We start from the raw sequence: 16,361 nt of genomic DNA on the forward strand, positions 1-16,361 counted from the left end.
GTCACACATAAAACCATATAACTTTAACAACAATTAGGCTATTTAGAAGTGCTTTATAAACAAAAAGTTTCCTAATTTTATACATAAAAACCGATGTCCTCACTCTCTCCTATACTACGATCATTGGTAATCTTAATAGCGCTTCTAATATCTCCTTTTATCTATTCCCAAAAAGATGATTTTATTGAAGGTCGGTTACTAGATTCTAAAGACGAAACTCCTATAGCCTTTGCAACCGTACGAGTCAAGAATAAATCAAAAGGATTGATATCCAATATGGATGGAGGGTTTAAAATTCCTGAGAAATTGCAAAAATTAGGAGATACGCTAGTGATCTCATCTATCGGATATGAATCACAAGAAATCGTATTATCAAAACTCTACAAAGAAAAAGTTAATATTATAAAGCTAGCAGCTAAAGTAGAAACACTTGGCACCGTCACCATTGTAGGTTCTAAAAAGAAAAGGAAAAAGAAACTTAGCGCCAGAGCCATCATACATAAAGCTGTAGAACAAATCCCTGATAATTATCCATTTGATCCATTTTCTTATGTGGGATATTACAGAGATTACCAAATAAAAAAAGGAGAATATGTAAACCTTAGCGAAGCCATTATGGGGGTTTCTGATCCTGGGTTTGGATATCAAGACAAAAAGTATACTAGCATACAGTTATACACCTACAAAAGAAATTCTAATTTCCCAGTAGATACTATTGCGGCGAGACCTTATGACTATGTGAATAGAAATAAAGTCATCCCAAATGCCACCTTAGATGGTCAAGGTGGTAATGAATATACCATACTCCGCCTACACGATGCCATACGTAATTACAACATTGACAGCTATGATTTTATTAATCGTTTTGATAGAGACATCATCAAAAATCACCGACTCAAACTGCTCCCTGAAACTTCGATAACGGACATCAAATTATACGTTATCCAAATGATTAAAAACCAAGAAAATTATAAAGCCACAGGAAAGATATACATAAGTAAAGACGATTTCAAAATTTATAAAATGGAATATGCTGTATTTGATACTAGGTCGCCTAGAAAAAAAACAGATATAACTCAAAGTCTCTATGGAACAGCATCAATGGATAAAGACAAAACAGAAAAAATACTATATGAAATCATTGTAGAGTATCAGTCTGATGATTATAAAATGTATCCCAATTACATTTCATTTAATAACTCTTTTGATGTCATACACCCTCCAAAATTCAAACTTACTGGCGCCATTGCAGATATTGCAAAAAAAAGATTTGAAATTACCTTTAACAATGAACCCCTTCGTACCGATGCACTTAGAAAAAAAAATTATAAACTAACGTATAAAAACGAAAAAATCAATCTTGATAGTATTTCCGTAAGGAAAAATACGGTTCTCTTATATCCTAAAGACCCTGAAGTTATTTTTTTTGAAAAAATAACTGTATCCAAAGAAACCGATAAAAAAAACCTCTTTATTAAAGTGAAAAAAATTGAAGATATAGACGGTAACATCGTCAATAATCAAGAATCATCTACCTATTATCAGTATAGAGAGTTTTTTGTGCAAGAACTAAGATTAAATGAAAATTTACTCCTCGGGACTAGTTATATGTCAAAGTACAGGCCTATCTTTCATGGTCAACCCATGAATACACTAGAAAACATAGATGATTATTGGATGAATACGCCTTTGAAAAACTAAAGGTCATTAGATCGATGGTTTTCTTATACGCTTTCGCGAAACAAAGTGAAGCAGAAGTTTATACTGAGCAATGTCGAAGTACGAAAGCGTACGCCCACAGGCTAAAATTTGTATCTTTGTAACACACCTTTTTAAGATAACAGCAATGAATAATATTCCAAGTGTAGACCTCGCTGATTTTTTGAGCGGCGATTCCCATAAAAAACAAAAATTTGTACAAGAAATAGGAACTGCCTATGAAGAAATAGGCTTTGTTTCTTTAAAAAATCATTTCTTAGATGATGCGCTTGTCGACGGACTTTATAAAGAAATAAAAAGCTTTTTTGACTTACCACTAGAAGAGAAAGCCAAATATGAGATTGAAGGATTAGGCGGTCAACGTGGGTATATCTCTTTTGGAAAAGAACACGCCAAAGGAAGAAAACAAGGAGACCTAAAAGAATTTTGGCATTTTGGACAAGAAGCTGATGAAGATGCAAATCTGATCGAAGACTACCCAGAAAATGTGATCGTAAGCGAACTTCCAAACTTTAATGAAACAGGAATGGAAGCTTACAGAATGCTTGAAAAAACAGGGATTTATGTATTAAGAGCTTTGGCGTTATATATTGGACTCGATGAGTTCTATTTTGATCACTGGGCGCGTAATGGCAATAGTATTTTACGTCCTATACACTACCCTCCTATTACCGAAGAACCAAAAGGCGCTGTACGTGCTGGAGCACACGGAGATATCAATTTGATTACGCTTCTTATGGGAGCTTCTGCGGGAGGATTACAAGTATTACGTAAAGATGGAGAATGGATTGATGCCATTCCTAATGAAGATGAACTCGTGATTAATGTAGGTGATATGCTTGAACGTCTTACCAATAATAAATTACGTTCTACAATTCATCGCGTGGTGAATCCACCAAAAGAGCAATGGGGTACGCCTCGATATTCGATTCCGTTTTTTATGCACCCACGTAGTGATATGAAATTAAATTGTCTGGAGGAATGTATTTCTGAAGAGCATCCTAAAGCTTTTGAGAATATTACCGCTGGAGAATTTTTACACCAACGTCTGGTGGAGATAGGATTGATTAAAGAATAATATAAATAATACATATCAAAAATAATTCAACATATTATTTTTTCTCTAGTATACTTATTATAGTACTCTTTTCGAGTTTTATCTATTCTAATGAGTTCAAAAAACCTATGTGTCATTTTGATTGGTCTGAGATACGACCAGAGATTAAAGATACAGTGTTGTACATTGAGAAAAGAAATAGTATCGATACTCAATATACAGGATATTCTGGAAGTTCATCAAGTTTATGGAAAACTCAACAATGGCTTATTAATAATGCAAAAAAATCTGAATTACATCAGCTTATGAATTATAAGAATAGTGCCGTAAAAGGTGTTATATTCGAAGGTTTATTAGAACGAAAAGACTCAAAAGTTTTTGATTACATCATAAATAGTGTCGATGACGAAGGGACTATTCATTTTCAATTAGGATGTGTTGGAAATGATTTTGGATTGACAGAGTATTATCTTTTTCTTGTTAGAAGTACGACTAGAAAAGAATTAACTCTAAAAGTTCGAGATTACTTATTTTCCGAAGATCAAATAAAAATATTAGATAGTATAGTAAAAACAAAAACTAGATATCTAATTAATTAATAACCCATGAATCTACAAGACCAACTGAAAAATCTTTTTCCAGATCATACGCCAACTGAACCCGAAATTCAGGAAGAAGTAGATGATACGTTATGGATGCAAGACGATCCGCTGATTTGTAAATACGAGAAACGTAAAGGGAAACCTATTACGATTATAGAAGGCTACACAGGAGCAGATAGCGATTTTAAACTCCTCGCTAAAGAGATTAAAAAACTCCTAAGCGTAGGCGGTAGTTTTAAAAATGAGCAAATCATTATACAAGGTGATTACCGTGATAAAATTATGAGCTTCCTAAAAGATAAAGGTTTTAAAGTAAAACGCGTTGGAGGGTGAGTTTCTCTAGTCCTGAGTCCTTAGTCTTTAGTCTTTAGTCTTTAGTCTTTAGTCTTTAGTAAAAAATACTTTAAACATACAAAAACATCATACTATTGTCTACAAAAACACTTAACATCACCAACGGCGATAGCCTGAATGATAGACTGCTCAAACTTGACATTACAGGAGATTTTGCTGTTTGGAGAGAAATGTTGTGCGAAGGGAAAACTACTTATATCATAGGTGATCAAGATTTTGTAAACACTCGCAAAGCGTTTTTAGAAACAGATTACGCTATTGACACGTTTGATTATGAAGAAAAATTCGGTTCTCAGCTCGAGATTATAAAAAAGTGGAAGGAGTATGATGAGATCATTCTTTGGTTTGAATATGACCTCTTTTGCCATATCAATATGATGGCTTGCATTAGTTATATGGTTCAGCTTTATTGTAATAAACCACTTTTTTTAGTCTGTAGTGGACGTGTTGACGGAGAGAAAAATTTGATGGGGATATCTGAACTTACCGATAAACAACTAGATAATCATTATCAAAATAAACAAGTACTGACTGGAAATGATCTAATACTTGCTGATAAAATCTGGAGATTATATTGTAGTGATGATCATGTACCATTACAGCCTAAATTAGCAAAAGACAGTAATTTCATCTATTTATCTAATTGTATTAGTGCACATAAAAAGCGTTTTCCAGAAGAGCATTCTGGATTGAACACCCTAGAAAGGCATCTTCTAAAACTCATTAAAAAGCATAAAATCTCGTCTGAACATCAGTTATGTGGTTATGTTTTAAATTATCAAGGATATTACGGATATGGAGATATGCAGGTATTAAAAATGATTAAAAGACTACGCTCCTATTTTGAAGAGCAAGATGGCTATTTTATTGTTAATGAAAAAGGAGAATATGCTTTAGCTGGCAACGATATTCAAGCGCCTGGTCAAAACGAAACCTGCTATTTTGGAGGCGTTTCAAAATATGCATATCAATATCATGAAGAAACCCATCAACTGATAAAAATATAATACGATATGGTGATTCCTGCTTCTGAGCTTATTCTGAATCCTGACGGTAGTGTATATCATTTACACATTCGTCCAGAACATGTAGCGCCAACAGTGATTACTGTAGGTGATCCGGATCGTGTAGATACCGTAACGGCATATTTTGATACCATTACACACACCGCCCAACGTAGAGAGTTTAAAACGACGACAGGAACCTATAAGGGAAAACGCATTACTGTTATTTCGACAGGGATAGGTACCGATAATATTGATATTGTTCTTAATGAGCTAGACGCCCTTGTTAATATTGATTTAGAAACAAGAACGATAAAAGAAAGACATACCTCACTTGATATCATACGCATAGGAACTAGTGGTTCTATACAAGAAGACATTCCTGTAGATGCCTTCCTTTTGAGTGATATGGCAATAGGACTTGATGCGCTACTTCATTTTTATGACAGTACACATATTCAGCATCCAGAGATTCAAAAGGCATTTGTAAAACACATGGGTTGGTCTGCACAAAAGAGCGAACCTTATGTAGTTATTTGTGATCGTGATCTTGCGAGTCATTTTCTCTCAGCTTCGGTTGTAGAAGGATTTACAGCTACCAATGTTGGTTTTTATGGTCCGCAAGGCAGAGTCTTGCGTTTACAAACCTCAGATGCAAAGATGAACCAGAAGTTGGGGGAATTCCGCTTTCGCGAAAGCAAAATAACCAACCTAGAAATGGAAACAGCAGGTATTTATGGTTTGGCTGCACTTTTAGGACACCGAGCCATTTCTCTAAATGCTATTTTAGCCAATAGAGTTACGGGGCAATTTAGTGCGCAACCTCATAAAACCATAGACCGTTTAATCCAATATACATTAGACCGTATTACGAGTATGTAAGCGGATTTATGTAATTTTACACCATAGTACAATTATAGATGGAGAACATAAAAATCGGGGGGGTTCCTGAGCATTTTAATCTTCCTTGGCACTTAGCCTTAGAAGAAGGATTATTTTTAAAAGCGGGTGTATCTGTAGAATGGATTGATATTCCAGAAGGTACGGGTGCGATGAATAAAGCGTTGCGTGCCAAAGAAATTGATCTTGCTGTAATTCTTACAGGAGGTGTTATTAAGGATATTGCCAACGGAAATCCTTCAAAAATTTTACAGTTATATGTTTCTTCTCCACTCCTATGGGGAGTACACGTATCACAAGAAAGCCCTTTTACAGCGATAGACGAACTTCAATTTGCAAAAGCTGCCATCAGTCGGTATGGATCTGGATCTCATGTCATGGCACACGTCCAAGCAAAACAAAGAGGATGGGATACGTCAAAACTAGATTTTGAAGTCGTAAATACGCTCGAAAATGCAGTTGAAGCACTGATTAATGGAAAAGCAGATTACTTTATGTGGGAGCATTTTACTACCAAACCTATTGTAGATGCAGGCGTTTTTAGACGATTAGGTGATTTTCCTACGCCTTGGAGTTGCTTTGCGATTGCGGGTCATCTTGAGGCTATTACTGCGAAGCGTGATGAAATAAAAATTGTTCTTGATGTCATTAATGACATGACTCGTGATTTTAAAAAGATTCCTTCTATAGATCGTACGCTAGCGCATCGATACGAGCAAAAGCTGGAAGATATCCAAAAATGGTTATCAGGTACGGTTTGGTCTCAAGAACAAATCACCTCTGAAGAAATTAATAAAATTCAATCAAAATTATTAGAACTCCAAATGATTGAAAAAGAGATGGATGCGAAAGAGTTTTATGTTAATTTACACTAATTTGTATTTTTTTTAACTTTAGACGCAACCTTCTGTAATTTTACGCATCTATAGAATATAATTAACAACTTGGGGTATGACTACATTTTTTATAGTAATCGGTGTTCTCGTAGTAATTAACTTTTTACTACTTCAATTTAGTTGCAATAAAGTCCCTGAACCTGAGTCTGACGAAGAATAAGTTTAGATGTATATATAACACAATACAAAATGGCGCTGAAGCTTAATTCAAATTTTCGGCGTCATTTTTTTATGCGGTATTTTCTTTTTATTCTATACAGCTATGATTCAAAAATTTTGATCTTCTTAAGATCCCGTATGAATCCATTTAATAGCTCTTTCTATCATCTTTCCCTGAAATAAATTAGATAAATCCAAACGTTCATTTACTATAATATCGGGATTTATTCCATCTTTATGTACTGTTTTATCCAGACTCATAAAATAGGCTTGCATGGGAGCTAACACCCATTTTTCTGGTAAGACATACCATCCGTTTGTACTAGAAAGCCCTGCGGTTTTTTCTCCTATCAATACTATATTATCTTGTCCTTTAAGACTAGAAGCTACCACCTCTCCTGCACTTGCTGTAAATCTACTTGTAAGCACTACTATTTTTTTGGTATTTTTTGTTTCTGAACATTGTAATTCTTGTCCGTAATGTGCATATCCATTTTCTAAAAAATTTCCATCTTTCAAAGACCATAAGGAATCAAAGCTTATATCATCAGTTGTATCTCCTCCCAAATCAGCATCTGGAATTAATTCACCAATACCTGCCATCATAGGATGCATATTACCTCCTGTATTACACCTCAAATCCAAAATCCATCCATTAGGCTCTTGTATTTTTAAAGAACATATAACACTTCTTATGGTGTCTCTAGCCTGTATTATATCCTCCTCTTGCATTACACCTGTGCCAACGATTTCAATATAAGCAATATTGGTATTTTCTATTATTTTCCCAATCACTTCATAAGGCAATGTAATCTTAGTCGTTGTAATGGCATCCCAAATACTATCTCTAGGTACTCCTTCTTTTTCTGGTTTATAGCTAAATGCAACCTTATAGTCATACATCAACATTCCGTGAAAATCTCCTAATGTTTTAAACATATATTCTGTTGGTTTTCCAATTTTATCAATGGAATCGTGACGTTCTGAGATAGCAAACATATCTTTAGACAAGATATCCCAATTGACATTCTTAGTATTATAAGCATTGGTTTTAGAGATTTGAATAATTGAATCTAGAATAGCTATTGAATTGGTATGACTAGCTGTTTCAACAATTACTTCTTCTTGACTAGAACTTTTACAGCTTCCAATAATCAAGCAAATAATTAAAAATGCAATACTACTTTTCATCATTTTAAATTGGACTATCATATATCTTTATGACTACTATACATTCTCCTCATAAAATATATAGGGATTTGTTACTGCAAATATGAATTTAAACCTGTAACAAAGAGAGTGTTTTAAAATTTGAAATGTCCAGAAAACTGCATCTTGGACAAATTTTATAAATTCTTTATTTCCTTTTTATATGCGGAAGGTGTGATACCTGTTACTTTTTTGAACGTTTCATTAAAAGAGGATTTAGAACGAAACCCAGCCTTTTCTGCCAAAGTTACTAAGGTGTATTTTGAAGCTTCTGCAGATGCCATTAATACTTTGACTTCTTGCACACGATAAAAATTAATGAACTCTGAAAAATTCATACCCAAGGACTCATTAATATGTTTAGAAAGTGCTTTGGATGTGATATTCATTTCTGTAGCCAAATCTGACAACATAAGGTTTGGATTGAGATAGGCTTTTTCTGTTTGAATCGCTTGTTTTAATTTTTCAGAAATACCACTCGAAGCAACACTTGGCGTTTCTTGTGTGTATTTAAATGTAGTAAAAAATAACTTTGATTTTGTGAACCCCATAAAACCAATCCAATAAATGAAAGCGGCATTTATAAGTAAGGTTGCATAGTAAAAGCCAAAACTTTCAACCCCACCATTCAACATTAAATCTGCTGTATATAGTAGAAGGTCTACAGCTGCTATACTTATAAATACGCACGTAAACTTCTTAAGCCATTTCAACGTAAACATTGATTTTAAAAGTATCTGATTCTTATTTTTATGTAAAAAAAGTAAGGAGGCTATCCCCATAAAAAACGTAAAAAACAAGACAAAGAATTCATGAATTCTAAAAAAATCAGAATTGACAACTACGGAGGTAATTCGGTAACTATTCTCTTGAATTGCTATAGAAAACCAATAGATTCGTAGTACTAAATACAGAAAAGCAGGTGCTAATAAATACCATTCTTTTTTATGATAGGATGACTGGTTTTCTACTACTGGAAATTGATTTTTTATATAAAAATAAAATCCTGCTCCTATCAGCCATTTATAAGGAAATGGAAACATGTGTAAAGGTCTATAATAGGCAAATACATCCATATCTAAAAAAGCATAAATCAAATTAAAAAACGATAATGAAAACAGGAATAATAAAAAGAAGTTTACAGAAAGTGGATTTACTTTTCTTTTTTGACGTAAAAAAATACATAGAATTATCCCTTGGATCGCTCCAAAAAGAATTAAGATATTAAAGAAATTATACTGTAAATCCATGTCTATTTTAAGATGTCAACATTAGGAATATACTCATCATAAAATGATGATACATACAACTTCATTTTACCATTTTATTTCTTCTTCACCAAAAGAACGCAGTAATGCATTCGTCTGACTAAAATGTTTATTACCAAACCAATAGCCTCGATTAGCGCTTAATGGCGATGGATGTCCTGAGGTGAGGATATGATGTTTTGTGGTGTCAATTTTTGCTCCTTTCTTTTTAGCAAACCCACCCCAAAGAAGGAAAATGATGTTTTCACGCTTTCGCGAAAGCGTACTTATCACAGCATCTGTAAAGGTTTCCCATCCTTTTTTCTGATGAGACCCTGCTTGATGAGCGCGCACGGTTAAGGTGGCGTTGAGTAATAAAATTCCTTGTGATGCCCAACGCTCTAAATTACCATTTTGTGGAAACGGAATTTCTACGTCGGTCTCGATCTCTTTAAAAATATTGATCAATGATGGCGGCATCGCAATATGGTCGTTGACAGAAAAACAAAGACCATTGGCTTGACCAACTCCGTGATACGGATCTTGTCCTAAAATCACCACTTTTACCTCCTCAAAAGGGCAATGATCAAACGCATTAAAAATCTGACTTCCTTTTGGAAAACAGGTATGCGATGTATATTCTTCCCTTACAAATTGAGTGAGACTTTTAAAGTATTCTTTTTCAAACTCTTCATGGAGTTCTTTTTTCCAACTAGGGTGTATTTGTATATTCATAAATGCTGTACCTTACTAAGATATAAAGGTACGTGCTTCCGCTTGAAATACCATAATAAGGGATCAAATACAAGCGCTTTAATCTTCTTTGTAAATTATGTGTTTCTTGGGTTATACGTTCTTAAAAAGTGTATAAAACATAGCAACCATCTATTAATTAGAAAATTCTAAATTAAATTGCATTTTATGTGTTTTGCTAAAGAAGTAGTAATACCCTATCTTTAAAAGACTTTTATATAGCTATTAACAAAGATTCTAACCAAAGTGCCAATGCTAGCAAGAAAGAATATAAATATCTTTGTTTTATTGGTTTTTATATCTCAATCACTTTTATCACAAGAGCGTGCTATAGATTCTCTTAGTAACTTAGATTATCAAGAATTACAACAATTATTTTTTAAACCAGGCAATGACTCTCTTCTTAATCATACCTATTTTAAGGCGTATTTACATAAAGCTAGAAAAGAAAATGACTCTTTAGAAATTGTAAAAAGCTATTATTTAAGGATCATTTCTAAAGGAGATATAGAAGATGTTTTTCATCTTTATGATACTATTATAGAGATCTCAAAAAACCTAAAGAATGAAAACTTTCCAGCAACAGCCTACTTTGACAAAGGGGTTATCTATCATAGAAAATACCTTTATAAAAATGCTTTAGACAATTATATCAAAGCAGCATATTACAATCACGGTAGTAGAAAAGAGCATTTAGAATTCTTGATTAACCAAAGTCTCGGACAGCTAAAATCTACCATTGATAAGAACCAAGAAGCACTCACTATCACAAAAAAATGCTACAAATATGTTGTAGAGAAAAACTATAGAGATGAAAACTCTCCTTTATACTACAATGTATTATTCTCACTCGCAGACGCTTATAGAAAAATGAATTATTTGGATTCAGCTAGAGTCTATACACGGCTAGGGCTATTAGATAAAAATGAGTCTGACACCTCTATCAATTATTATCATTTTTTATTACTAGATGGTATCTTAAAACTACAAAATCAAGAATATGTAGAGGCAGAAATCAATATCGCAAGAGCCTTACCTTACATTGAAAAAATTCAAGACCAAACCACCATTACAAGTGGATATTTCTATCTAGGTAAAGCGTACTCTTATTTACAGAATGAAAAAAAATCTATTTTAAATTATAAAAAAGTAGATAGCATCTTTCAAAAAACAAACAATATTTCTCCAGAATTTACCAGTGCCTACCAACAAATTATAAAATACTATAAAAAAGAGGGTGATATAGAAGAACAGCTAACGTACACAGGAAAGCTTATTCAAGTAGATAGTATCTTAGATAATCGCTACAAATATGTAAACCAAGAAATAACAAACAAACTAGATATTCCTAGTTTAATAAGTAGTAAGGAGCAACTTATACAGCAGTTACAGCTTGACAAAAAAAAATCAAACACATCTACGATTATTTTATTACTTGTAATATCTGGGATTATAGGAGTCTCTGCGTACCAATATAAAAAGAAAACATTTTATAAAAAGAGGTTTAAAGAATTAATTAAAACGGAAAAACCTAAAGAGAAGATTACACCTAAAATTTTTGATACTTCACCACCTGATATTCCTAAAGAAATACTAGATATGTTATTAATAAAGTTATCTGATTTTGAAGTAGCACATTCCTATATAGATTCTAAAATCACTCTGCATAGCCTTGCCTCAAAAATGAATACAAATAGTAATTATTTGTCCAAGGTAATTAACCATTATAAACAAAAAAGTTTTGCTACATATATAAAGGAACTTCGTATTGAATATGCTTTTAATCAATTAAAATCTCAATCTAAATTACGTCGCTTCACTATAAAAGCCATTGCGGAAGAATGTGGTTTTAAAAGTGCCGAATCTTTTTCAAAGACTTTTTATAAAGTATATAGTATCTACCCTTCCTACTTTATTAAAAAATTAAACAAATTAGATTGATTATTTAGTCTTTATTTATGAATGAAGATGACCAAAGCCTTTAAGAGTATATCATAATGATTTATTTCTCTTAACTTTAGGTACCATTAAACTAAATAGAAAAATCATGAGAAAAATCAACCAAAATTCGCCTGTAGCATTTCAGAAAGTAACCATTGCAAGATTGAATAGCAATGATTTGAATCTAATAAGAGGAGGTCAAGATCAAGAGACTAGTGAAGATCAAGAGACCACATGTGACTCTATTTCATTCACCGTCATAAGATCATCCTTAAAATGTCTTGGTCTATCTCTCACGACAGTTTCTGGATAATCATTTATACCAACATTAATATACAAAAAGGTCTTAGGAGTGTTAGAATACATACTTAAGACCTTTCTTATGATATAAATGATAGTATGCAGCTTATTTATTCTGTACTTTTGTGTTGCTAGAAAAGCTATGACCTATAATTTATAAAGAAAAATAATATCCTGTGATGCATTAGTAAAGACCTAATCGCCACAGTATCCATAAGATGATAAACATACATCAAAAAACACTTAAAGATCTCGAATTCCATACTGTTTGTGAACATGTTGCAGAGCGTTGCGTTACAGAACATGGTAAAGAAAAAGCGCTCGCTATTGTTCCATATACCGCATCAAAAGAGGTGCTTTTTGGATTACATCAAACCAATGAATACGTCTCATCTAGATTTCACGAAACCGTCATTCCTAATCATGGATACGACCCAATAGATCGCGAAATTAAATTTCTGGATATAGAAGACAGCGTGTTAGAAAGAGGAAGCTTTAAAAAACTATCTAGTATTTCAGAAACTGTAAATATTCATCTGAAATTTTTTGATAAGTATCAAGAACGCTATCCTACACTTTATAACACCGTTGTCAATACAGAATATACCACTGTGATCAAAGATGCAGTGAATGCCATTTTTGATAAATATGGAGAATTAAGAGATGATGCCTCTCCGCTATTACAAAACACGCGAAGAAGTATCAATCAAGTGAAAGGAAAGATCAATTCCAGTTTTGCTTCTGCTTTAGGACGCTATCACGGCTATGGATATCTAGATGATATAAGAGAATCTGTGGTGGAAAACGTACGCGTACTGGCTGTCACGGCGATGCATCGTCGTAAAGTGAAAGGTTCTATTATGGGGAGTTCTAAAACAGGAAGTATTGTATACATACAGCCTGAAGCAACCATGCAGGCGCAACGAGAACTCAACAACTTGCTTTTTGAAGAAGACGAGGAGATCAAACGTATTTTAAAAGCGTTAACCAATACTATTCGTCCGTTCATTACTCTACTTCAAGAATACCAAAAACTATTAAGTACCATCGATGTTATTGCTGCCAAAGCAAAATATGCAGAGAAGCTTAATGCTATTTTACCGACCATTACAAAAGATAGAGAGATCACGCTTAAAGATGCCTACCACCCACTACTCTACCTAAGCAATACCGCCAAAGGAGAAAAAACCTTTCCGCAAGACATTCACTTAGACTCAGAAAGTCGCATTATTGTGATCTCTGGCCCCAATGCTGGAGGTAAAAGTATTACGTTAAAAACCGTAGGACTTTTACAACTCATGCTCCAAAGCGGGATGCTCGTCCCTGTTCACGAGTATTCTAGGATGTGTCTTTTTAATAAAATCCTTACTGATATAGGTGATAATCAAAGTATAGAAAATCATCTGAGTACCTATAGTTATCGTCTTAAGAATATGAACTACTTTCTTAAGAAATGTGATAAATACACTCTCTTTTTGATTGATGAATTTGGTACAGGCTCAGATCCAGAATTAGGAGGTGCGCTAGCTGAGACATTCTTAGAAGTCTTTCATGAGCGTGAAAGCTACGGGATAATCACGACGCATTATGCCAACCTCAAGATGATGGCAAATGAAACCAAAGAGATTGTCAATGCCAATATGCTTTTTGATGCCAGAACGCTAGAACCCTTATTTAAGTTACATCTAGGAGAAGCAGGAAGTTCATTTACGTTTGAAGTCGCTCAAAAAAATGGCATTCCTTACTCACTCATCAATCGCTCAAAAAAGAAGGTAGAGCGTGGTAAAATTCGTTTTGATAAGAGTATCGCTGATCTTCAAAAAGAACGTAGCAAACTTGCTAAAACTACAGCTACCCTTAAAGAGAAAGAGCAAAAAGCCATACAGCAAGATCAGAAGCTTCAGGAGGTCAATGCAAAGGTGCAATCCAAATTAGAAAACTATCAGGAACTTTATGATAGTAATCAGCGGCTTATTTATTTAGGTCAAAAACTAGATACGATAAGTGAGAAGTTTTATCACGATAAGAAAAAACGCGAACTCGTTGCTGAGCTCATGAAAATCATTCAGATAGAAAATTCTAAACGTAAAAAACAGTCCCTTAAGCAAGCTAAAGTTCAAAAGCAAAAAGAAGTTCAAGTTCAAAAAGAGGTGGAACAGAAAGTGGCTGTGATCCGGAAGAAGAAAGAAGAATCAAAAAAAGTAGCTCCGAAAGTAGAAAAGCCAAAACCTATCTTAAAAGTAGGAGATCGTGTACGGATGTATGATGGTAAAGCCGTTGGCGTTATTGATCTTATAGAAAAAGGAAAAGCCACCGTAGATTACGGTATGTTTACGACTAAGGTCTCTGTAGATCAACTAGAATTGGTACAGACAAAAAAGAAGAAATAAATTGTACCATAAGATGTCATACAGAGCTTATCGAGGTGTAAAAAAGGCAAAATAACGCTTTCGCGAAAGCGGACATAGAAGCTTAACAAGATTTTAAAACAACTCTAGAATTCGGGTAGTATCTTTGTATTGTTAAAGTAAAAATTGTGACTGACGGGATGAGATTCCCGCCCCTGTCTCCCGACAGGTAGGTTCACGGGAATGAAATGGAAGAAGTAAAAGATAAAAAAATTATTCTATTTGACGGGGTCTGCAACCTATGCAATTCCTCCATCACCTTTGTCATCAAGCATGATCCAAAAGATCTTTTTAGATATGCCCCGTTACAAAGCGACATTGGTAAATCACTGATGGAGAAACATCAGATTGATCCTAAAGAAACAGATTCCATTATTCTTATAGATCAAGAAAAGGCATATACAAAATCTTCGGCAGCCTTACATATTGCTCGGTCGCTGTCTGGTGGTTATCCCCTACTCGCCATTTTTCTTATCATCCCTGCATTTCTTAGAAATCTAGTGTATGACTTCATTGCTAAAAATCGCTACAAATGGTACGGTAAAAAAGAATCCTGTATGATTCCTACGCCAGAATTAAAAGCCAAGTTTTTAGGATAATATCGCGTTCCCGAGAAGTCGAGAACCTCTTCCCTACCTCAATAGACTATTTAACGAACTAATAACACTACATCCCTCATTGTAGGTTTCTTCATCTGTTATTTTACCTTAATTTTGATCCTATAAATCATGAAACCATGAAAAAAACACTCTTCCTGCTAGCCTTTTTTGTTGCTAATTACGCTTTCGCGAAATCTGTGCTGAGCGTAGTCGCAGTAGCGGACTCAAACCCAATAAACGTAATCTGTACAGAAACGTCTGAAGACGTATATGTATCTGAAAAGAAAGCCGATTCTGAGATCTCACGAGTTACCGTGTACCTGAACGGAGCGCAAGTAGAAAGAAACAGCAGTGTATTGGTAGAAGACGGAACCACCACATTTATTTTTGAAAACCTTTCTAATACCATAGATGAAAATAGCATTCAAGTATCTGGACTCGGAGAAGCTTCGATTCTCTCTATCAATTATGGCATTGATTTCTTAACAAAACAGAAAAACACAGAAGCCGTTGAAGCCTTACAAAAAGAAAAAAAGGATGTAGAATTTAGCATCAAAAAACTCAACAACCGCATCATCGGTTTACAAAAAGAAGAAGAGGTTATCAGCCTTAACCAAAAGCTAGGAAGTACGACACAAGAAGTCAGTCTCGAAAAAGTAAAAGCTCTTGCGACCTATTACAGACAACGTGTGACGGAAATCAAGAACGAAATCTTGGATGCAGAGCGCAAAAGATATGACCTTCAGCTTAAGAACCAAGATCTGACAAAACAGTTCAACGAACTAAACATTACCGAAGAAAAAAGTACAGGAAAAATTACGTTAAAAATAAATAGTGAACGTCCAGCGACACTTCCACTCGTCTTAAAATATAACGTAGCGAATGCAGGCTGGTATCCTATCTATGATTTGAAAGCAAAAACGATTAATACTCCGTTGGATCTCGCCTATAAAGCACATGTATTTCAAACCACAGGAACTTCTTGGGAAGATGTATCGCTTATCATATCCACAGGAGACCCAAATACCAATAATATAAAACCGGAAGTTAACACCAAGTACTTACAATTTGTAAATAACTACTATAGAAATTCAAGTAGAAGTACTAGTTCCTACAGCTATAAATACAATCCTACAGTAAGAAAAGTCACAGGAATTGTTCAGGACTCAAATGGTCCGATTGCGTACGTAAACATACTTATTAAAGGGACCTC

15 protein-coding genes are annotated in these 16,361 nt (G+C 34.2%); 12 read left to right on the forward strand and 3 right to left on the reverse strand.

Annotated features, from left to right (window positions below; genetic code table 11):
- The first annotated feature begins 93 nt into the window (after nt 1-93).
- The 7 genes from Q0505_RS16360 (at nt 94) to Q0505_RS16390 (ending at nt 6,511) form a co-directional block, all read left to right on the forward strand.
- Nucleotides 94-1,701, forward strand: coding sequence for a carboxypeptidase-like regulatory domain-containing protein (locus Q0505_RS16360; RefSeq protein WP_299215199.1), 1,608 nt, complete (start codon nt 94-96; stop codon nt 1,699-1,701).
- 145 nt (nt 1,702-1,846) lie between these two features.
- Nucleotides 1,847-2,797, forward strand: coding sequence for a 2-oxoglutarate and iron-dependent oxygenase domain-containing protein (locus Q0505_RS16365; protein ID WP_299215201.1), 951 nt, complete (start codon nt 1,847-1,849; stop codon nt 2,795-2,797).
- A 107-nt stretch (nt 2,798-2,904) separates the two neighbouring features.
- On the forward strand, nt 2,905-3,375 hold the full coding sequence (locus Q0505_RS16370; protein WP_299215204.1) for a hypothetical protein: 471 nt from the start codon (nt 2,905-2,907) through the stop codon (nt 3,373-3,375).
- 6 nt (nt 3,376-3,381) lie between these two features.
- Nucleotides 3,382-3,711, forward strand: coding sequence for a translation initiation factor (locus tag Q0505_RS16375; protein WP_299215207.1), 330 nt, complete (start codon nt 3,382-3,384; stop codon nt 3,709-3,711).
- A gap of 95 nt (nt 3,712-3,806) precedes the next feature.
- Nucleotides 3,807-4,739, forward strand: a complete 933-nt coding sequence (locus tag Q0505_RS16380; protein ID WP_299215209.1) for a DUF1835 domain-containing protein — start codon at nt 3,807-3,809, stop codon at nt 4,737-4,739.
- 6 nt (nt 4,740-4,745) lie between these two features.
- Nucleotides 4,746-5,618, forward strand: coding sequence for a nucleoside phosphorylase (locus Q0505_RS16385; protein ID WP_299215211.1), 873 nt, complete (start codon nt 4,746-4,748; stop codon nt 5,616-5,618).
- 38 nt (nt 5,619-5,656) lie between these two features.
- A complete protein-coding gene (locus Q0505_RS16390) occupies nt 5,657-6,511 on the forward strand; it encodes a substrate-binding domain-containing protein (protein WP_299215213.1) in 855 nt (284 codons plus the stop codon).
- A 306-nt stretch (nt 6,512-6,817) separates the two neighbouring features.
- Here Q0505_RS16390 and Q0505_RS16395 read toward each other — a convergent pair whose 3' ends face one another.
- The 3 genes from Q0505_RS16395 to Q0505_RS16405 all read right to left on the reverse strand — a co-directional run bounded on the left by Q0505_RS16395 (nt 6,818) and on the right by Q0505_RS16405 (nt 9,882).
- The gene (locus tag Q0505_RS16395; RefSeq protein WP_299215216.1) at nt 6,818-7,903 is read right to left on the reverse strand and encodes a S41 family peptidase; all 1,086 of its coding nucleotides are present in this window, start codon (nt 7,901-7,903) and stop codon (nt 6,818-6,820) included.
- 134 nt (nt 7,904-8,037) lie between these two features.
- Nucleotides 8,038-9,150, reverse strand: a complete 1,113-nt coding sequence (locus Q0505_RS16400) for a helix-turn-helix domain-containing protein (RefSeq protein WP_299215218.1) — start codon at nt 9,148-9,150, stop codon at nt 8,038-8,040.
- A gap of 66 nt (nt 9,151-9,216) precedes the next feature.
- Entirely contained in the window at nt 9,217-9,882 is a 666-nt protein-coding gene (locus Q0505_RS16405) for a uracil-DNA glycosylase (RefSeq protein WP_299215221.1), read from the reverse strand.
- Between the two features lie 270 nt (nt 9,883-10,152).
- Between Q0505_RS16405 and Q0505_RS16410 the strand changes: the two genes are divergently transcribed.
- The 5 genes from Q0505_RS16410 to Q0505_RS16430 all read left to right on the forward strand — a co-directional run.
- Nucleotides 10,153-11,841: a helix-turn-helix domain-containing protein gene (locus Q0505_RS16410; protein ID WP_299215223.1), complete on the forward strand. Its 1,689-nt coding sequence runs from the start codon at nt 10,153-10,155 to the stop codon at nt 11,839-11,841.
- A gap of 106 nt (nt 11,842-11,947) precedes the next feature.
- Nucleotides 11,948-12,154: a class I lanthipeptide gene (locus tag Q0505_RS16415; RefSeq protein ID WP_299215226.1), complete on the forward strand. Its 207-nt coding sequence runs from the start codon at nt 11,948-11,950 to the stop codon at nt 12,152-12,154.
- 205 nt (nt 12,155-12,359) lie between these two features.
- Nucleotides 12,360-14,531 (forward strand): DNA mismatch repair protein MutS, encoded by a 2,172-nt coding sequence (locus Q0505_RS16420; protein WP_299215229.1) that lies wholly within the window; start codon nt 12,360-12,362, stop codon nt 14,529-14,531.
- 206 nt (nt 14,532-14,737) lie between these two features.
- Entirely contained in the window at nt 14,738-15,148 is a 411-nt protein-coding gene (locus Q0505_RS16425) for a thiol-disulfide oxidoreductase DCC family protein (RefSeq protein ID WP_299215232.1), read from the forward strand.
- A 137-nt stretch (nt 15,149-15,285) separates the two neighbouring features.
- The coding region (locus tag Q0505_RS16430; RefSeq protein WP_299215235.1) for a mucoidy inhibitor MuiA family protein at nt 15,286-16,361 on the forward strand (1,076 nt) is incomplete at its 3' end.

Origin of the sequence: uncultured Dokdonia sp. (assembly GCF_937910895.1) — a bacterium.
Taxonomy (GTDB): Bacteria; Bacteroidota; Bacteroidia; order Flavobacteriales; family Flavobacteriaceae; genus Dokdonia.